This is a genomic window from Kumtagia ephedrae (assembly GCF_003012745.1).
In the GTDB taxonomy this organism is placed as follows: Bacteria; Pseudomonadota; Alphaproteobacteria; order Rhizobiales; family Rhizobiaceae; genus Kumtagia; species Kumtagia ephedrae.
The window spans coordinates 170,817-189,022 of sequence record NZ_PXYK01000009.1 but is presented as its reverse complement, the minus strand read 5'-3'; the positions used below and the strand labels follow the sequence as shown (position 1 = coordinate 189,022).

The 18,206-nt window shown below is 64.5% G+C and carries 17 protein-coding genes; 6 read left to right on the top strand and 11 right to left on the bottom strand.

The features are described from left to right. Positions 1–143, bottom strand: a 143-nt coding sequence (locus tag C7I84_RS29525) for a formate--tetrahydrofolate ligase (protein ID WP_120785118.1), incomplete at its 3' end; no start/stop codon positions are given. A 192-nt stretch (positions 144–335) separates the two neighbouring features. Here C7I84_RS29525 and C7I84_RS31025 point away from each other — a divergent pair. Both C7I84_RS31025 and C7I84_RS11740 read left to right on the top strand, forming a co-directional pair. Then, positions 336–668 carry a DUF6883 domain-containing protein gene (locus tag C7I84_RS31025; protein WP_425351326.1) on the top strand — a complete coding sequence of 111 codons (333 nt, stop codon included), beginning with the start codon at positions 336–338 and terminating at the stop codon, positions 666–668. Further along, positions 611–886: a DUF4926 domain-containing protein gene (locus tag C7I84_RS11740; protein ID WP_207770993.1), complete on the top strand. Its 276-nt coding sequence runs from the start codon at positions 611–613 to the stop codon at positions 884–886. Before C7I84_RS31025 ends, C7I84_RS11740 begins: the two co-directional genes overlap by 58 nt. A gap of 66 nt (positions 887–952) precedes the next feature. On the opposite strand, the gene C7I84_RS11735 is transcribed toward C7I84_RS11740, so the two are convergent. The 8 genes from C7I84_RS11735 to C7I84_RS11700 form a co-directional block, all read right to left on the bottom strand. Continuing rightward, a complete protein-coding gene (locus C7I84_RS11735) occupies positions 953–2,065 on the bottom strand; it encodes a DUF2333 family protein (RefSeq protein ID WP_106772368.1) in 1,113 nt (370 codons plus the stop codon). Positions 2,066–2,115: 50 nt separating this feature from the next. Beyond that, entirely contained in the window at positions 2,116–3,402 is a 1,287-nt protein-coding gene (locus C7I84_RS11730) for a DUF6638 family protein (RefSeq protein ID WP_106772367.1), read from the bottom strand. An 8-nt stretch (positions 3,403–3,410) separates the two neighbouring features. Then, positions 3,411–3,818 (bottom strand): type II toxin-antitoxin system VapC family toxin, encoded by a 408-nt coding sequence (locus C7I84_RS11725; protein ID WP_245428408.1) that lies wholly within the window; start codon positions 3,816–3,818, stop codon positions 3,411–3,413. 5 nt (positions 3,819–3,823) lie between these two features. Next, the gene (locus tag C7I84_RS11720; RefSeq protein ID WP_106772365.1) at positions 3,824–4,063 is read right to left on the bottom strand and encodes a type II toxin-antitoxin system Phd/YefM family antitoxin; all 240 of its coding nucleotides are present in this window, start codon (positions 4,061–4,063) and stop codon (positions 3,824–3,826) included. A 57-nt stretch (positions 4,064–4,120) separates the two neighbouring features. Beyond that, positions 4,121–6,031 (bottom strand): AAA family ATPase, encoded by a 1,911-nt coding sequence (locus tag C7I84_RS11715; RefSeq protein ID WP_106772364.1) that lies wholly within the window; start codon positions 6,029–6,031, stop codon positions 4,121–4,123. A gap of 2 nt (positions 6,032–6,033) precedes the next feature. After that, positions 6,034–6,825, bottom strand: a complete 792-nt coding sequence (locus tag C7I84_RS11710; protein ID WP_106772363.1) for a Fic family protein — start codon at positions 6,823–6,825, stop codon at positions 6,034–6,036. Positions 6,826–6,873: 48 nt separating this feature from the next. Then, positions 6,874–8,022: a hypothetical protein gene (locus C7I84_RS11705; RefSeq protein WP_106772388.1), complete on the bottom strand. Its 1,149-nt coding sequence runs from the start codon at positions 8,020–8,022 to the stop codon at positions 6,874–6,876. A 230-nt stretch (positions 8,023–8,252) separates the two neighbouring features. Next, positions 8,253–9,341, bottom strand: coding sequence for a coiled-coil domain-containing protein (locus C7I84_RS11700; RefSeq protein ID WP_106772362.1), 1,089 nt, complete (start codon positions 9,339–9,341; stop codon positions 8,253–8,255). 242 nt (positions 9,342–9,583) lie between these two features. Between C7I84_RS11700 and C7I84_RS11695 the strand changes: the two genes are divergently transcribed. The 4 genes from C7I84_RS11695 to clpS all read left to right on the top strand — a co-directional run bounded on the left by C7I84_RS11695 (position 9,584) and on the right by clpS (position 13,156). Continuing rightward, positions 9,584–10,531, top strand: a complete 948-nt coding sequence (locus C7I84_RS11695; protein WP_106772361.1) for a choline ABC transporter substrate-binding protein — start codon at positions 9,584–9,586, stop codon at positions 10,529–10,531. Between the two features lie 130 nt (positions 10,532–10,661). Next, entirely contained in the window at positions 10,662–11,519 is an 858-nt protein-coding gene (choW, locus tag C7I84_RS11690; protein ID WP_106772360.1) for a choline ABC transporter permease subunit, read from the top strand. Continuing rightward, positions 11,516–12,697, top strand: a complete 1,182-nt coding sequence (gene choV / locus C7I84_RS11685) for a choline ABC transporter ATP-binding protein (RefSeq protein ID WP_106772359.1) — start codon at positions 11,516–11,518, stop codon at positions 12,695–12,697. The genes choW and choV overlap by 4 nt, the downstream gene beginning before the upstream one ends. A 153-nt stretch (positions 12,698–12,850) precedes the next feature. Further along, on the top strand, positions 12,851–13,156 hold the full coding sequence (gene clpS, locus C7I84_RS11680; RefSeq protein ID WP_106772358.1) for an ATP-dependent Clp protease adapter ClpS: 306 nt from the start codon (positions 12,851–12,853) through the stop codon (positions 13,154–13,156). Positions 13,157–13,185: 29 nt separating this feature from the next. On the opposite strand, the gene C7I84_RS11675 is transcribed toward clpS, so the two are convergent. Then, positions 13,186–15,252: a hypothetical protein gene (locus C7I84_RS11675; protein ID WP_106772357.1), complete on the bottom strand. Its 2,067-nt coding sequence runs from the start codon at positions 15,250–15,252 to the stop codon at positions 13,186–13,188. Between the two features lie 97 nt (positions 15,253–15,349). After that, the gene (locus C7I84_RS11670; RefSeq protein WP_106772356.1) at positions 15,350–18,178 is read right to left on the bottom strand and encodes a DUF4159 domain-containing protein; all 2,829 of its coding nucleotides are present in this window, start codon (positions 18,176–18,178) and stop codon (positions 15,350–15,352) included. Positions 18,179–18,206: the final 28 nt, after the last annotated feature.

The following is an 18,206-nucleotide window of genomic DNA, read 5'->3' as shown; positions in this document are numbered from 1 at the left end:
ATGAACTCGGCCGACACTTTTGCCTTGTCGTGGCCGTAGGGCAGCAGATGCTCGGATGGAATGCCGATCCGGGCGCCGATCTCCTGGATCGGCAGCTTCTTGGCAGCACGTGCTATCGCGATGTCGGACTTGAACTCGGACATGGGGCTCCCCTGGAATTCGGTTCAGGTGTTTTCGCGGGGCCCGGACGGCTCGCGTCTCTCCGGTGCGCATAGAAGCCCAAGCGTGCGATTTCGCGCCGTCTCAAAACAGCCGCCCGATGCACGGATTGCGACTTGTGCCTTGCGGGATGCCCCGTAAGCTTGGCGAGAACGCAATGTCGCAGGGGATACGGCATGCGTCTGCCGAATGCCGACAGAGCTGTTCTCGATATCGGGAAGCTCGAGAACTATTGTCTGGACGAGACCCATCCGCTTGGCAGGCACAAGGCACGCGTATTTCGATCAGCTCTCGGAGTTGGAGTCGTGGATGCCAGATGGCTGCGTGAAGCAATCCTCCGGGGTATCCTCGTCGCAGAAGCACAACCGCTTGAAAGCGATCGTTTTGGCACAAGATACGGTGTTGACCTGTTGCTCCAGCGACAGGGGCGCGAGGCCATGGTAAGGACGGCATGGATCCTCGCGGAACCGGCAAATCTGCCGAGATTCGTGACCTGTTGGGTGCTATGATGCGAGAGAGCGGACGATTAAAGACCAGATCAGTGCCGAAGCTGCTCGACGTGGTTGAACTTGTCGCAGCGCGGCCGGAGACCGGACTGAAGAAAGGTTCCCTCGGCACTGTTGTCGAAAATCTTACAGGCGGCTTCTTCCTAGTCGAGTTTTGCGACGACGACGGTCGGACGCTTTCCGTCGAAACGCTGTCAATCGGTGACTTCGTGGTTCGATAGTCAAGATATCTGGTCGGAGCCGAACGGAAAACATGTCGTCAAGGATCAAGTATTCCCCTTGCACTGCTATCGCGTCAGCACGTTGCTGATCTCGACGAGGTTCGAGCGCACCCGCAGGATGTAGAAGCCCATCGTGGCGAGGTGGGTCGGGGTCAGCCAGCCGTCCTCCCGGCCATTGGCGATGATCAGCGGCTGGATGCGCAGCGCCGAGCGTGCCTGCTGCTCCATCGTGTCCCACAGCGCGTTGAGATGGCGCTCGGCCAGGACCTGCTCGAAATCCGCCTGCGCGCCCTTGAGCAGGCCGTAATAGGCGTAGAGCTGGCCGTAGGCGAACCAGAAGCGATCGTCGGCGCGAGTGTCGAACCAGCCGTTGTTGTAGTTCTCCGAACGCTCGCGCAGGATGGCGGAGGTGTCGCCGAGGGCGCTGGAAATGCGGTCGAGATACTGGATGAGGTTGTCGGCGCGCGCGTCGAACACTGCCTCGCAGCGCGACAGTCGGTCGTTGAAGGAGCGCAGGTCGGTGACGATCGCGCGATAGTAGCTCGGCGTCGGCGTCTTCGGGCCGAACGGGCTCAGGCCGAAATACCAGGTGTATTCGTCGAACTGGGCGTTGCCGCGGGCGCTCTGCAGGTTGGAATCGATCTGCGAGGTGGTGCGCACGCGTCCCAGATTGTCGGCGAGTTCGGTGGTGGTGCGGCGTACCGCCTCGTGGATGCCGCGCTGGAATGACGCCTTGTTGTCGAGGAAGGGAGTCCTGTCCCAGTCCATCCCGAACAGGCCGAGCTTGTAGAGGATCATCGACGAGATCCAGGCGTTCTGGTTCACGTTGAAGTCGGTCAGGTCGGCGGTGATGTCGGCGATCGCCGAACGCGCGCAGGTCCGCGAGGTGGCGTTGGCGGCCGAAGTCTCCTGTCCGGCCGAGACATTGTCGAACGTGTAATTGGCAACGTAGTCGGGGTTGAAGTTCGTCCAGGCCTGCGTGTTCCAGATGAAGTAGCCGTAGAGGGCGACCAGCAGGACGAGCCCGGCGCCGACGACGGCCTTGAGGATCCAGCCGCGCTGCACGTACCAGCGGCCAAGCCACATGAACGGCCACAGCAGGACGCCGACGACCAGGCCGATGCCGCGGCCGATCATCTGGAAGACCCAGGTGAAGAAGTTCACGATCGGATCGAGCATCCCGCAGTCACTCCCTCAGGCGGCACCGGCCGGATGGCCGCGGTTCGGCGTCAGTCCGTCAGCCCGTAGAGCCGGCTGCGCAACCCCACCTTGTCCTTGAGATATGAGGTTTTCAGCGTATCCACAACATAGCTGCGGAAGCTTTCCGTATAGTTCTGATAGTCGCGGTAGAAGCCCTGCTTGTTGAAGACGTAGCGCGACAGGAAGTCATAGGACACGAAATCCGAGATCAGCCGGTTGGTGAGCCAGGCGTCCGGATGGTCGGGTTTGGCGCGGACCACCAGGAAGCGATGCTTTGGCAACACCTCGTCAATGCGCAGCTGCCCGTATTGCGCGATCTCGCGCTTGGCGGCGTTGAGGAAGGGAAAGGTCCCCTCGCGGTTGATGCGATCGGCGTTGGCGTGAATCCAGGTCTGCAGCCAGACCTTGTCGAGCTTCGAAAAATCGGCGTTCGGCTGCGCCTCGTGGATCAGCGAGGCGATCAGCATCTCGGCGCGATGCTCGAGATAACCCGAGGTCTCGATCCAGGAGGCGCGCGGCAGCTCGATGCGGCCGGTCGAGGCGAGGAAGGTGAACACCCGCTCGGCATCCGCGATCGACAGGTAGCTCACCTGCCACGGCCTGGAGCGGCGGAAGCCGGGCGCCGACGGAGCGCTGATCACCGTGGTCATGTCGGGATCGACGAAGACGTAGAGACCGCCGAAATGGCTGGTCCAGAAGGCGTTGTGGCGAAAGATGACCTGGTCGGGCACCAGCGCGTTCTCGCGGATGTCGCCGCACACCTTGGCGAGTTCCACCATGCGCTTCAGCATGGCGTCGTCACGCCAGGCATCGGGTTCCTGTTTCAGCCGGTCGACCAGCTTTCCGAGCTCGGCCGCCTTGCCGAGCACGTCCTCGGCGGACAGAACCCGGAACTCGACCTGGTTGATCGACAGCAGATCCTCGATGTCCTCGACCTTGCTAACGGAGTCCTCGATCTCGCCGTAGATCACGTCCTTGATTGTCAGCGCGTTGATGGCGCGCTGGTTCCTGGTCATGAACTCGTAGAGCAGCTGCGAGGTGTTGGAGAAGGCGGTGTGCACCACCGGCAGGTCGACCTGCGACGGGGTCAGGATGATGAAGCGGCGGTTGACCTCGTTGGGATCGAGATAAAGCGGGTCGCCAAGCTCCTCGGCGACCTGGGGAGAAAATCCGCCGCGGTCGATGTCGAAAGACGTCCGTTTCGTCACCGGAAGGCCGAAGGCCTTCAACGCCTTGTTGTAGCGCTCGACCAGATGCGGCTCTTCGACCGGCAGCAGCCGGCCGTAGATCAGTTCGTTGTCGCGGAGGAGGTCCAAGTCAAATCCTACGTTTGAGGCACGGCCAGACGGATGCCAGCTCGGTGCGTGGCCGCGATGAGCTTCTTGTCGAAAGTGGCAAGCGGCAAACGCCGCCGTTGGGCAAGGTCGAGATAAATCGCGTCATAAACCGTCAATCCATGTGCATCGGCGAGTTCTACCGCCGAATGCATACGGTCTCGACCATCGATGTCGTGGACCAGCTTCAGCGCCTCCATGAATGCGAGCGCTTCCGAGCGTGATTCGCGGTCGATCCTGTCGCGGCGGACAGCCGTCGTCAGCCCGTTCGCAAACTCGGCGCGAAAGATGAAGGGGACATGACCACCTTCGCGCATCACCTTCTCAAGAATTGTGTCCGCCACGTCGCTGCGTTCGTCAATGAGCGTCCAGGCCAGCGCCATCGAATTGTCGACCACGACGCTCAATACCGCCGCCCCTCATTGACAAGGTCTTTAAGGCTTTCAGGCCCGGGCCGGCTTCGCGCACGAATTGCCCTTAAACCCTCCGCAGCGCTGCGCGCGCTCTCCAGGTCTCGCGTTTCGACAGGTACGAGACGGGCGATAGGTTTTCCGTTGCGCGTGATAGTCACCTCTTCACCGGCCACGACCATGTCCAACAATGAACTGAGTCGGTTCTTGGCTTCAAAAGTACCAACATGCATCGCAGCCTCCTAGCTAGCTTAGCTAGACATAGTGGATGGCGGCCGTGGCTTCAATCATCAAGCATTCCACAACCCCTGCGCCTTCAGCGCTTCCATCTCCTTCACCGCCCGCTCGCGCAGCCTCGCGTCGCGGATCAGCTTGCCCACTGCGGCGTCGTCGGACTTGTCGGAATAGCGGAATTCGGAATCGGCGTAGCGGTTGATCTCCTGCATGACCATGTCCATCGAAAACGGCCCGCGCAGTTCCTCGATCATGGCTTTCTTGTCATCATAGCCCTTGTGCATGAACGCTTCGGGCTTTTCGAACCAGTCGTCTGGCAGTTCGATGTCCATTGCCCGCATCTTGATGGCGTCGGTGACATTCTTGATGGCGCGGCCGGTGAAGCGCGGCTCCGCCTCCTTGATCAGGTGCAGATAGGTCCCGACGTCTTCCATGGTTTTCGGCGCGCCGTTCTCCTTCATGAAGCGCTCGTAGACTTTCATCAGCCCGTCTTCCTGTGGCTTTGCATGCTCCTCATAGGCCTCGGCGACGGCGCGCTGGATTTCCTGGGCGGCATAGAGGTCGTGGTCGCCCAACGGGATCTTGTGGTTCTTGCCGGCGAGCAGCACGAAGATGTCGACATAGTCGTCTTTCGTCTGCGGCCCGTCGACAAGCCAGCGGGCGCCGGCCCGCTGCCGCAGGGCGTCGTCGACATTCTCCGGATAGTTGGAAAACATGCCGAAGGAGCAGTTGCCGCGGATCACCGTCATGGCGCCGGAAAAGGCCGCCATCAGAACGCCGGTGATCTCGTGCTGGCCGGCGGACGCGCGATCGTCGGAGCGTTTCGCCGCCACCTGGTCGATGTCGTCGATGGTGCCGAAGCCGATGGCGCGCGGGTTCAGCACGTTGTCGATGAAGGCGCGGCAGTTCTGCCCCGATTTGCCCTGGTAGGAGGAGATTTGGTCGACGCCGAAATTCTCGTAGTGAAAGGGATAGCCGGCCACCTGCGCGTAGCCGTTGACCAGCCCGGCGATCATCTGGATCAGCGTCGTCTTGCCGGTACCGGGCGCGCCGTCGCCGATGAAGGTGAACAGAAACCCGCCGAGCTCGACGAAGGGGTTGAGCTGCCGGTCGAAGTCGTAGGCAATCAGCATCTTGGCCAGCTTCACCGACTGGTATTTCGCGATGTGGTTGCCGACGACCTCCTCCGGCTTCTTGAAGGTCATCACCAGCGGTTTCGTCTTGGGTCCCGGCGCCACATCGAAGCCGTCGAGGGTAAAATCGTCCGCATCGATGCGGATATGGGCGTCCTCGAAGGCGCCGATGCCGTCGAAGCGGCCTTTTCGTGTCAGAAGACCATCGATGGCGACACGGGCGAAAGCCTTGGCGCGGATGGCAAGGTCGGCCTCGTCCTTGACGCCGGAAACTGCGTGGTCTAGCCCGGCGACCAGCGCCTTCAGCGCATCCTGCGCCGTATCGAAGGCGAAATGCGGCTCGGCCACGTCATTCGGCGCCTCCCCGTCGGAATCAACGAGCTGCCAGAGATAGGAGGCGAAGGAGAAGGCCGATATGTAAGCCGCGGCCGATAGAAGTTTCTTGAACTGCGCCGCTTCCTCGCCTTCCAGCGGCGCACGCGCATTCCTGGCCTGCAGACTCTCCAGGTCGGTTGCCCTGGCAAAGACGTCGGCGACAGCCAGGGCGATGGCGATGCCGCGGCGGGCGCGGAACAGAAGCGCGTGCTGGCCGATCGACATCAGCGGGTCGCCGGGGCGTACGGCTCCGACCGTCCTGGTCAACTCGACCTCGCGGGTACGCCGTACCGAGCCGGTCGAAACGGTCGAGACGAAGCGCCGGTTGGTGCCGGCAAGCGCGGTGCCGGATTCGCGCGAAGAATCCTCCAGCACCACCACCCGCGTGATCATCGACTGCGCGGTGGCCTGGTGTTTCTCGATGTCGGCTTCGGGGATGGTGGTCAGGCCGGCGTCCATCGTCACGTCCTCATCGGTACAATCTTGCCGGAGGTGGCGGTCACGTCCTGCGCCTGTTGCGCAGCGGCGAGATACATGTCCAAAGTCTGGTCGAGCCGGCTAAACAGCAGCTTGTCAAATGCGGCATGGCCTTCGCCGCGCTGCGACGCTTCAAGCGCCGAAATATAGGCCGGCCGGTCCCCGGGGCGGATGGCTATCGGCGGATAACCGGCGCGCGCCAGAACCAGATTCATGAGCAGACGCGCCGTACGACCGTTGCCGTCGTTGAACGGATGGATGCCGACAAGCCGCAAGTGGGCTTCAAAGGCGGCTTTAGGCGAATCCTTTTCTGCGGCCAGCCAACTGCAAAAGGCCTGCATCAGCGCCGGAATCTCGATAGGCGCTGGAAAGTCGTAGCTTCCTGCATCGGTGTTCACGTAACGCGGACGATCAGCGTATCGCCCCGCGATGTCGGGATTGGATTTTGCGACGACGAGCCGATGCAGGTTGCGAACATCTGTCTCGCTGACCGGCGTTTCGGTTTGAGCGGCGATCTCCAACACCCAGGCAAGCGCCTGCGCGTGGTCGATGGCCTCGAGGTGATCCCGAAGCGGTTTTCCGCTGACCGTTATGCCCTTTTCCAGTACCAGCGCCGTTTCGCCGGCGGTCAGCGTGTTGCCCTCTATGGCATTGGATGTGTAGGTGATGTCGATCCGCTGACTATGTTCCAGACCGTCCAGCGCACCGGGTCGGATTGCCTTCCTGAGGGCATCGAGCTGCCGCTTCTTGGCGGAAACGGTCGCGACCGAAATCATTCGGGCCACCCCGCAAGATGGTGGGTTGTGCCGATTGTGGCCACGCCCTCACACATCGCTCACCACCTGTCCTTTCGACAGGATGTGCACCTTGTAGCCGTCGAAGATCTTTCGCGCCTCGCCGGCGGCGTAGAGCGCCTGATAGGCCTCGTGCGGCACCAGCGCGTGCTTCTCGTAGCTGGACACGCCCTGGCGCGCGGCCTCGAGGTCGTCGGTGTTGATGTGGAACTCCTGCGTCGACTTCTCGCTCGACCACAGGCCGCGGCGTCCCGGCTTCTCGGCCTTCGAAAACACCTCCTGCTGCGTCCAGGTGAGCAGCCAGGCGTTTTCCGGCTTGCGCACCTTCGACAGTACCTCGGTCACCACCGAATTGTTCTCGGTGATCCCTGCCGAATAGAAGGGGCCGAGCACGACGCGGCGCAGCTGCTTGGGGTGCAGCGTCTCGAAATCCTTGTCGAGATTGGTGGCGATGGTGGCCGGCGACAGCGTGTAGGCCGAGTTCTTCTCGGTGAAGTCGTCGAAACGGTGTGCCAGCTCAGGATTGAGCAGGCCGTCGACGGGCAGCGGGATATCGATCTTCTCGTTGAGCTTGCCGTTTTCGGCGACCAGCTGCTCGACCATCGCCGGCGAGGAATCCTCGATCGTCGCCATGTAGATCAGCGGCAGGTTGGCGCTGCCGTCGAAGGCTGCCCAGTGGACGAGGTAGTAGGGGCGGAACGTCTTCGGATTGACCGAGACCTTGACGGTCTGCGCAAGGTTGAACGGGCTGAACACCGCGCCCGCGCCGATGCCCTCGAGATAGAGGCGCTCGGCCATCGAGCGCTGCAGGGCCTCCGGGAACTCCTTGTGGCGCAGGATGAAGTCGGCCATCTCGGCCCGCAGTTCGTCCGGTTCCGGGATCGCCGCCAGCCGCTTGTCGGCAGTGCGCCGGTCGTTCTCCAGCTCCAGCAGGTTCTGGAACACCGGAAAACCGCTCTCGGCGCGCGAGATGCGGAATTTGTCGAGAAAACCCAGGCGGTTGCGCCAGCAGCCGAAGGATATCTCCAGCCGGGCGATGTAATCGGCCACTACCTTTGCCACGATGCCATGGCGATAGAGCGGCGAGGAATCGTCGCGCATGAAGACGCCAAGCCCGTCGAGGGCGGCTGATATGGCGTCGAAATAGCGGACGGCCGGATCGGAGGCGGGGGTTGTCATGCAAGGTGTTCCGGTCGGCTTGAGCTCCTTCGCACCCCCCTCTGTGCTGCCGGACATCTCCCCCTCAAGGAGGGGGATTGGCAGTTTTGAGCACGCCACTCAGTTTCCAACGTGGGTGATTGCCGAAACCAAAACGGCCGGCTGATCTCCCCCCTCGAGGGGGAGATGTCCGGCAGGACAGAGGGGGATGAGGAGAAACTCAAGGCAGACCCGTCAACAAGGTTGGCAGACTACGACTGCACGTAATCGGACGCGTTGTGCTTGCGCAGCACATCCTCGAACCGGCGCGCGAAGGCATCGTCGGCGAGCTTCTTGCGGCGCTGGATGTCGGCGGTGGCCACCATGTTCTTCTCATGCATCTCCAGGAGGTCGCCGATGTGCTTCTGCGCCGCCGCGCCGATGCCGGCCATCGTCTCCTCCGCGGTGTTGTCCACCTTGCTGCCCAGCGTGTTGATCTTGTGCGCCACCTCCTGCTGGGCGGCGGTCTTCAAGCTGTCCTCAAGCGCCTTGTAGAGGACGATGCGCTGCTCGGTGTCGATGGTCAGCTTGTTGATCAGCGTGTTCTGCGCGGCGATCTGGTTGTTGAGCGAATCGACGAACGTCTGGAACATCGAGGTGTAACGCTCCAGCGTCTGGCTCTCGGCCAGCAACTCCTGCTCCTTCGCCTGCTTCTCGTTGTATTCCGTCGCGAGGTTCGAGCGCTCGCCTTCCAGTTCGGTGCGTTCCTTTTGGCTGGTCGAGGCGGCGATCCTGTTCTCGATGTCGAGCAGCAGCGGGTTCAACTCCTCGATGCGCTTCTGCACCGCCTCGAGGCTGGCCATGGTGCTCTTGCGCCGCTCGATGACGGTGGCAAGGCTCGTCTCCGAGGTTTTGTAGCGGTCGGTCAGCACCTCCTTCTGCGCCTTCAGGATGCCGACGATGGTGTCCGATTTGGACAGCAGTTCCTGCAGATTGCCGGCCAGCGACATATTGCGCACGCGATCGGTACGCATGCGCTGCTTGGTCTCGTCGGAGAAGATGCCGACAAAACTCTCCCAGCCGGTGAAGCTCTTCATGTTCTCGAACTCGGTGCCGAAGACGTTGGTGGCGTCCTCCAGCCCGATGATCAGATCGGCGATGTTCGATTCCATCACCTTCTGCTGCTTGAGAACGTCCTGGATGCGGGCGTTCTCGATGTCGAAATCCTCCGCGCCGATTTTCTTGTCGGTCGTGGCGAGCTTGTCGAGGACCGTGCCGGACTGTTCGATCTTGGAGCGCATCTCCTCCACGACCTGCTTCGTCTTGGCAATTTCAGCATCGAAGTTCTGCAGCGTCGCCATCATGCTCTCCCCGGGACCGGCGTCAGGTGGCAGCGAATATATGTGGCGCCTTCCGCGAATAAAAGACGATTCGCCTACTGCCTTGTCGTCAGACGAAATCGATCTGTCGCCATTTGACAACCGCTTGGCGTAGGTTGCGCGGCCATTGCGCTTGAAACCGCAGGAGAATGGTGTTTGGCTTGCGGCAGCCAAACGCGGCGGAACGCTGCGACCGAAAAAATATCAATGGGAGACTATCTCGCATGTCACGCATAAAACTGTACGCGCTGTCTGCCGGCATGGCGGCAATGCTGGCCGCCGCTCCGGCGTTGGCTGCCGACCCCGACAGCTGCAAGAAAGTCCGCTTCGCCGATGTCGGCTGGACCGACATCACAGCCACTACCGCGACGGCCTCGGTCATTCTGGAGGCGCTCGGCTACGAGCCGGACGTCCAGGTCCTGTCTGTGCCGGTCACCTACACGTCGCTGTCGTCGAAGGACATCGACGTGTTTCTCGGCAACTGGATGCCGACCATGGAAGCCGACATCAAGCCGTATCTGGAAGACAAGTCCGTCGAATCGATCAAGACCAATCTCGAAGGCGCCAAGTACACGCTTGCGGTGCCTAAATTCACCTACGATGCCGGTCTCAAGGACTTCGCCGACATCGCCAAGTTCAAGGACAAGCTCGGCAACAAGATTTACGGCATCGAGGCCGGCAATGACGGCAACCGGCTCATCCTCGACATGATCTCCTCCGGCAAGTTCGATCTCTCCGGCTTCGAGCTGGTGGAGAGTTCCGAGGCAGGCATGCTGTCCGCCGTGCAGAAAGCGGCAAGTTCCAAGGAGGACGTGGTCTTCCTCGGCTGGGAGCCGCATCCGATGAACGCCAACATCGAGATGGCCTATCTGTCGGGCGGCGACGAGGTGTTCGGCCCGAATTTCGGCGGCGCAACCGTCCATACCAACGTCCGCGCCGGCTATCTCACCGACTGCCCGAACGTCGGCAAGTTCGTGTCCAATCTCGTCTTCACGCTGAAGATGGAGAACGAGATCATGGGCGCGATCCTCAATGACGGCAAGGATCCTAAGGCGGCGGCCACCGAATGGCTGAAGGCCAATCCGGACACCGTCACGCCCTGGCTGGCCGGCGTCACGTCGTTCGACGGCGGCGACGCGGCCGCGGCTGTCAAGACGGCGCTCGGCGGCTGATCCGGCAAGCGCCGGCGGCATCGTTCTCCGGGGGGAGGGGTCCGGCGCGCGGCGGCGCCGGCTCTCCGCTCCGCATCGCAGCAGAGGCACGGGGCGGCGAGGGTCGCCCCGAAACCTATGAGGGGACAGCGTGGATCCGATTTCAGCTTTCATCGCCAGCTTCAAGATTCCGATCGGCCGCTGGGGTAAGGCCTTCTTCGATTTCCTGACCAGCAATCTCGAATGGCTGTTCGATTCGATCGCCGACGGACTGACGGTGGTGCTCAACGGGCTCATCGGATTGCTCCTGATGGTGCCGCCCGTCCTGCTTGTCCTGCTGATCGCCGCGCTTGCCTATTTCCTGCAGCGGTCCTGGAAGCTGGCGCTGGCGGTCACCATCGGACTGCTCTTCATCATCAACCAGAACCTCTGGAAGGAGACTGTCGAGACTCTGGTGCTGGTGGTGGCGGCCGCCGCGGCCTCCATGACCATCGGCATCCCGGTCGGCATCTGGGCGGCGCATAGCGAGCGGGTCTGGCGCGTGCTGCAGCCGGTGCTCGACCTGATGCAGACCATGCCCACCTTCGTCTACCTCATCCCGGTGCTGATCCTGTTCGGCCTCGGCATCGCGCCCGGTCTGATCGTAACGGTGATCTTCGCAGCACCCGCGCCGATCCGCCTGACCTATCTCGGCATCACCTCGGTGCCCAAGCCCATGCTGGAGGCGGGTGCAGCATTCGGGGCGACGAAACGCCAGCTCCTGTGGAAGGTCGAGCTGCCGGCGGCGCTCCCCACCATCATGGCGGGGCTGACGCAATGCATCATGCTGTGCCTGTCCATGGTTGTCATCGCCGCACTGATCGGCGCCAACGGCCTCGGCAAGCCGGTGGTCAGGGCGCTGAACTCCGTCAACATCCCGCTCGGCCTCGAAGCAGGATTCGCCATCGTGGTCCTGGCGATCGTGCTCGACCGGATGACGCGTATCGACGTGGGAGGAGGCAAGAAATGAACGTCGCCGTCGATTTCAAGAATGTCGACATCATCTTCGGTCTCGACACCGCCGGCGCACTCGCGATGCTCGACCGGGGCGCCAGCCGCTCGGAAATTCTCGAACAGACCGGTAGCGTGCTTGGCTGCGCCGGCGCCAATCTTACGGTCAAGGAAGGGGAAATCTCCGTCCTGATGGGTCTTTCCGGTTCCGGCAAATCCACCCTCCTGCGCGCCGTCAATGGTCTGAACAAGGTCACCCGCGGCGAGGTCATCGTCCATGACGGCGACTGGTCTGCCGACGTCGTATCCTGCGGCGAGGACAAGTTGCGCAAGATCCGCCGTGAATGCGTGGCGATGGTGTTCCAGCAGTTCGGGCTGCTGCCCTGGCGCACGGTCGAGGAGAATGTCGGCTTCGGGCTGGAGCTTTCCGGCGTGCCGGAGGCCGAGCGCAAGGAGCGCGTCCGAAAGCAGCTCGAGCTGGTCCATCTCGATCAATGGTCGAAGAAATACGCGCACGAGCTCTCCGGCGGCATGCAGCAACGCGTCGGGCTGGCGCGTGCCTTCGCCACCGAGGCGCCCATCCTGTTGATGGACGAGCCGTTTTCCGCCCTCGACCCGCTGATCCGCACAAAACTGCAGGACGAGCTGCTGCAGCTTCAGAAGCGACTGAAGAAGACCATCATCTTCGTCAGCCACGACCTGGAGGAGGCGCTCAAGATCGGCAACACGATCACCATCATGGAGGGCGGGCGCATCGTACAGTCCGGCCCACCCGAGGACATCGTCCTGAGACCGGCCAATGCTTATGTCCGCGACTTCATCGCCAACGTGAACCCGCTGTCGGTGCTCACGGCGTGGAACGTGATGCGCAGCCTGCACGAGCTGGAGGCCGACGGCGACGGCTGGGTCTGGCTCGACCGGCGCAAGACGACACGCTTCAAGATCGACACGGACGGCCTCGTGGCCGCCGCCGAGCGGCACGGCAAGCCGGCGGCGTGGACTTCCTGCGCCGATGTCGAGGGACAACCGGAGGAGGCCGCGCAGGTGTTCTGGGCCACGCCGGGCACCTCGCTGAAGACGGTGATGCTTGCCATGCACCGCTCGCAGACGGCGCCGGTCGCGCTGTTCGACGACCAGTCGCGCTTCGTCGGCGCGATCGGGATCAGGGATGTGCTGAGCGCGGTGTTGCGGCGGTAGGGGCAACATCGTCCAGAGGAGTCGGATCGGCCTGGCTCCGAAGCGTATGCTCGCCAGTGGACAGCCGGTACAGACAGCGTGCCGCTTTGACCCGGCAGTGGACCGCCGCGTCCCGATGTGCCACGATTTGCGCTTGTTCGTAGTGCTCCGCCGATGCCCGAAACCGTACTCAAACCCCGTACCAGGACGAAGCCGAAGGTCGAGCGGCCGAAGCTGCACAAGGTCATCCTGCTCAACGACGATTTCACGCCGCGCGCGTTTGTCGTCACCGTGCTCAAGGGCGAGTTCCGGCTGTCCGAGGACCAGGCCTACCGGGTGATGATCACGGCGCACCGAAAGGGCATCTGCGTCGTCGCGGTGCTTCCGAGAGACGTCGCCGAGACGAAGGCTACGCGGGCGACCGATGCCGGCAAGGCAAAGGGCTATCCACTGATGTTCACTACCGAGCCGGAGGAATAGGCTCGGTAGTGTTGCCGAACCGGACGAACTTACCGCCCCTCGCGGTACCACATCGAGCCAAGCGCCAGCAGCAGCAAAGCGAGCCCGAAGAAACCGCCGAACAGCGGCACGCGGGAGACCGACTTGAGCACGCTGTCGTCGGTGGTGCGCAGGCCGATCCAGTCGCGGCCGGCGGCGGCGGCTTGGCCGCGCACCGGCACGATCGCCGGCAGGGAGACGCCGGTCAACCCGGCCAGCCGCCGCACGCTGCCGCCGCTCGCCTCGGCGGCGGGGCGCAGCACCTCCTCGGTCGAGACGGTGTCGGCGAACTCGGGCGCGTTGACCGGGCCGATATGGGCGAGCGCCGACAGGTTGCCGTTGCCGACCTGATAGAGACCGATCTCGCTAGTCTCGACGCTGCCGAGGAACAGGCCCGGCTCGGCCGGCGTCAGCGGCACGCTGATCGCCCGGCCGGAGGGCGTGATCACCTGCGCCGGGCCGGGATCGTCGCTCATGGTCTGGCGGCGGATGTCGAGCACCATGCCGCGGCCGTCGGCGGTCAGGCGCTCCTCCTCGAGCTCCGGCTCCTTCATCAGCCAGTGGGCGATGCGGCGGTAGAGCGCCACATGCGGGCCGCCGCCCTCGAAACCGCGCGCCCACAGCCAGCCCTGGTCGGACAGGAACATGCCGACGCGGCCTTCGCCCTTGCGGTCGAGCAGAAGCAGCGGCCGCTCGTCCGGCCCCTTCATCACCGCCATGCCTTCCGGCTGCTCGATGCCGATGAGGCGGAACCAGCGGCTCCAGTGCGGCGGCTCGAAGGCCGAGCCTTCCAGGCCGCGGGTCACCGGATGGCGTTTCCCCGTCTCGGTGAGGCGCGGATAAAACGCCTCTTCCAGAACGTCGCCGGTCGGCAACGCCGGCAGCGTCGACATCAGCGGCGTGCGGGCGATCGAGCTTTCACCGGCATATTCCGGTCCGGCGGCGATCAGCAGCGCGCCACCCTTCTCCACATACTCGGCGATGTAGTCATAATAGAGGATCGGCAGCACGTCGCGGTGCTGGTAGCGGTCGAAGATGATGAGGTCGAAGTCGTCGATCTTCTCGACGAACAGTTCGCGCGTCGGGAAGGCGATCAGCGACAGCTCGTTGATCGGCGTGCCGTCCTGCTTCTCCGGTGGCCGCAGGATGGTGAAATGGACGAGATCGACCGAGGCGTCGGACTTCAAAAGGTTGCGCCAGCTACGCTCGCCGGCGTGCGGCTCGCCCGAGACCAGCAGCACGCGCAGGTTCTCGCGGATGCCGTCGAGCAGGGCGATGGCGCGGTTGTTGGTGTCGGTGATTTCGCCGGGGACCGGATCGATGGCGAGCTCGGCGATGTTGCGGCCGGCATTCGGGATAGTGAGTTGAAGCTGCATCTCGCGGCCGATCTCGGCGCGCTCGACCGACACCTGCTGGCCGTTCACCGACACGCGCACGTCGACCGTGCCGCGCTGGTCGCCGGTGGCGATCACCCGATAGGTCATGTCGATCGGCTTGCCGACGATGCCGAAACGCGGCGCGTTCTCGAAGCGGATGCGCCGGTCGATCTCGTTTTCGTCGCCCGTGATCAGCGCGTGCAGCGGCGCGGCGCCGGCATCGGCCTGGGCGGGTACGTCATGGACCTGGCCGTCGGTGATCATGACCGCGCCGCCGATGCGCGAGGCGGGCACGTCGCGGAAGGCGCTGTCCAGCGAACCGAACAGCCGTGTCTGGGTACGGTCGTCGGCGGCGTCGGCCCGGCCGGCCTCCACCACCCGCACCTCGAACTGCCGGAAGCGGGCAAGCCGCTCCTGCATGCCGGCCAGCGCCTGGTCGGCCTGGCTGGTGCGCTCGCCGATGTCCTGGCTCTGGCTGCGGTCGACGACGAGGGCCACCACGCTTTTCAGCGGCTCGCGCTCCTCGTCGAGGAGGACGGGGTTGACGAGAGCAAGCGCCAGCGCGGCAAGGGCGGCAAGGCGCAGCAATGCGCCGCGACGGCGCAGCCACAGGCCGGCAAGCGCCAGCAATGCGACCGGCACCAGCACCGCAGCCAGCCATGGCCAGGAGAGCAGAGGCTCGAAGGCGATCGACCAGTTCATGGAATCCGAATCCGATCAGTGGGCGACCGCCGGCCGAATTCGTCGCCAGCTTTGCGCCCTACGCTGCCCCCCTCTCGATGCAAGTGGCCGCCCATTCTCACTGCCCCAGCCTTTCCAGCAAGGCCGGCACGTGCACCTGGTCGGACTTGTAGTTGCCGGTGAGCATATACATGACGATGTTGACGCCGGCGCGCAGCGCGTAGGCGCGTTGCATGGGGTCGTTGGGAACGGTTGGCAACATCGCGTCGCCGTTCTCGTCGACCGCCCAGGCGCCGGCGAGGTCGTTGGCGGTGATGATGATCGGGGTGACGCCGTCGCCGGTGCGCACCGGCCGGTTGTCGGCGTTGCTGGCGTCGAGCGACGCCTCGACCCACAGCGGGCTGCCATTGTAACGGCCGGGGAAGTCGGGAAGGATGTAGAAAGCCTTGGTCAGCACGTGGTCGGCCGGGACCGGCTCCAGTGGTGGCACGTTGAGGTCGGCCAGGATATCGCGCAGGCGCTGCGTGGAAGGACTTGCCGCGCCATCGGCGAAACTCGTCGCATACTGGTCGCGCGTGTCGAACAGCACCGTTCCGCCCTGCTGCATGTAGGCGTCGACGCGTGCGATCGCGTCCTGCGACGGCATCGGCGCAGCAGGATCGATCGGCCAGTAGATCAGCGGGTAGAAGGCGAGCTCGTCCCTCGATATGTCGACCCCTTGCGGCTGGCCGGGCTCAAGCGCGGTCTTGTCGACCAGGAAGCGCGTCAGGCCCGACAGGCCGGCGCGGCTGATCGCATCGATGCCGTTGTCGCCGGTGATCACATAGGCGAGCCGCGTGACCGAGATCGCTTCGACCGCCTCGGCGTCGCCCGGCTTGGCGTCCTGCGCGGCGGCTCGGTCGGCGAAGGGGGCAAGCAGGCCGAGGGCGAGCAGGACAACGGCAGCGGTTCCCGCCGGCGGCGTGGCTGGCCTGCGCGTGCGACGGGCAAAGGCGCCGCTCATCCAGAGCACGGCCAGCGTGTCGAGCACCATCAGCGCCAGGGCGGCAGCCACGAGCGGCCCCTTCAGATCCCGCGATTCGTCGAAAGCATAGCGCAATTCGGTCACCGGCGCAGGGATCTCCGGGCGGGCCAGCGGTTCGAAGCGCGTGTCGGCCGCAAGGAGATTGTGGGCATACAGGCCCTCCTCGGTGCCGTAAAGGCCGGGCGGGTTCTCGATGGTGACCGGTGCGCGGTCCGTTCGGACCGCCAGCGGCCGCGCATCAGGCGTCGGCGGCACCAGGGCGCCGTTCGCTGCGATCATGCGGTAGGGCGCCAGCGTGGCGATGCGGCCTTCGGCATTGGCGGCGGCCGTGCCCTGGTTGCGCGACAACTGCACCAGCCGGCGCAGCATCTCGACGAAGGTGCCCGAGATCGGCAGGTTCGACCAGGTCGCCTGCGGCGTGATGTGGAAAAGCACAATGGTGCCGTCCTCGCGGCGGTCGCCGGTGACCAGCGGCGTCCCGTCCGCCAGGCTCGCCCAGGTGCGCTCGACGATGTCGGGCGTCGGCTCGGCCAATATCTGCCGCATCACCGTCACCTCGTTCGGCGGCGACAGATCCGAGAACGGTCCGTTGGCGGGGAATTCCGCCACGCGCTGCGGCTCGGTCCAGGACAGCGTGCCGCCGAGCGCGCGCTCGCCGGTGCGCAGTCGTACCGGCAGAAGGTCCGTGTCGGGCTCGGCGGCGGCGAGCTTGGAGCCGGCGAAACGCACCAGCGTGCCGCCGTTTCTCACCCAGTCGACAAGCCGTGCGTGCGCGGTCTCCGGCAGGGTGCCGACGTCGGCGAGGACGATCATCGCCGGGTTCTGCTCGATCAGTTGCGGAATCGCGACGGCAAGATCGGGATTGGAGGTCTCGATCAGGTCGGCGAAAGGCTGCAGCGCGTTGCGGATGTAGTAGAGCGGCGACAACAGCGGCTGCGCCTGATCGGCTTCCGACTGCGAGATCAGCCCGACGCGGCGGCGCTTGGCGTTCTCGTCGAGCACGCGCACGGCCGCAGCCTGCTGCTCGCCGTCGATGGCAACCGAGGCGAAGTCGTTCCTGAGTTCGAAGGGCACCCGCATCGTGCCTGCCGCTGCGGTCTCGCCAAGGCCGAAGGCTAGCGTGGCGTCGGCAATACGGCGGCCGCGATCGTCGAAGGCGCCGGCGGTCACCTGCCGCGGCGCCGCGTCGCCCGGCGGGCGGATGGCCGTCAGCGTGAAGCCTTCCACGGCATTTTCCGTGGCGGTCAGGCCAAGCGCGGAGAGCCGTTCCGGGACGGCCCAGATGACCGGCCCGGTGTGGTTGGCGAACAAGGTGGCGAAGGCACCGTCGTCGCCGGGGGCGGCGAGCCCGTCGGCGAGCACCGCGACGGCGGCACCGGGCTGGCTGCGCAGAGCATCGGCGACACGGGCATAGACGGCTGTCCTGTCGGTGGGGATCGGCCGCGGCTCGGCGGCACGCAGCCGGTCGCGCGCGGCCTCCGCGTCGAACGGACCGATCTCGGCATTGGGCTTTTCCGCCGTAAAGGCGAGCAGCACAGGCGTGCTCGTCCGCGCCGCGTCGGCGATCAGCCGCTCGGCGGTGGCGACGCGACGGTCCCAGTCGGCTGCGCTCGACCAGCCATTGTCGATCACCAGCGCCAGCGCGCTCCCGCCCGTCTCCACCCGCTCGCGCGGATTGAACACCGGTTCGGCCAGCGCCATGATCACCAGAGCCGCCATCACCAGCCGGAGCAGCGTCAGCCACCATGGGCTCTGGTGCGGCGTCTCCTCGCGCTTCAGCACCTTCTGCAGGATGCGCAGCGGCGGAAACAGCTCGGTCTGCGGCCGCGGCGGGGTGAGCCGCAGCAGCCACCAGATGACCGGCAGGGCGAGCAGTCCCCACAGCACCGCCGGCAGGCCGAAGGAGAGCGGCAGCCAGCTCATGGCGAGGGCCTCGGCCCGCGGGAGTGGG

Bases quoted from the DNA above. Each gene is read 5' to 3' on its own strand.
- clpS (WP_106772358.1), top strand. From the start codon at position 12,851: ATGCCCGAAACCGTACTCAAACCCCGTACCAGGACGAAGCCGAAGGTC.
- C7I84_RS11740 (WP_207770993.1), top strand. From the start codon at position 611: ATGGATCCTCGCGGAACCGGCAAATCTGCCGAGATTCGTGACCTGTTG.
- C7I84_RS11670 (WP_106772356.1), bottom strand. From the start codon at position 18,178: ATGAGCTGGCTGCCGCTCTCCTTCGGCCTGCCGGCGGTGCTGTGGGGA.
- C7I84_RS31025 (WP_425351326.1), top strand. From the start codon at position 336: ATGCGTCTGCCGAATGCCGACAGAGCTGTTCTCGATATCGGGAAGCTC.
- C7I84_RS11675 (WP_106772357.1), bottom strand. From the start codon at position 15,252: ATGAACTGGTCGATCGCCTTCGAGCCTCTGCTCTCCTGGCCATGGCTG.
- C7I84_RS11695 (WP_106772361.1), top strand. From the start codon at position 9,584: ATGTCACGCATAAAACTGTACGCGCTGTCTGCCGGCATGGCGGCAATG.
- C7I84_RS11720 (WP_106772365.1), bottom strand. From the start codon at position 4,063: ATGCATGTTGGTACTTTTGAAGCCAAGAACCGACTCAGTTCATTGTTG.
- C7I84_RS11700 (WP_106772362.1), bottom strand. From the start codon at position 9,341: ATGGCGACGCTGCAGAACTTCGATGCTGAAATTGCCAAGACGAAGCAG.
- C7I84_RS11710 (WP_106772363.1), bottom strand. From the start codon at position 6,825: ATGATTTCGGTCGCGACCGTTTCCGCCAAGAAGCGGCAGCTCGATGCC.
- C7I84_RS11705 (WP_106772388.1), bottom strand. From the start codon at position 8,022: ATGACAACCCCCGCCTCCGATCCGGCCGTCCGCTATTTCGACGCCATA.
- choV (WP_106772359.1), top strand. From the start codon at position 11,516: ATGAACGTCGCCGTCGATTTCAAGAATGTCGACATCATCTTCGGTCTC.
- C7I84_RS11715 (WP_106772364.1), bottom strand. From the start codon at position 6,031: ATGGACGCCGGCCTGACCACCATCCCCGAAGCCGACATCGAGAAACAC.
- C7I84_RS11735 (WP_106772368.1), bottom strand. From the start codon at position 2,065: ATGCTCGATCCGATCGTGAACTTCTTCACCTGGGTCTTCCAGATGATC.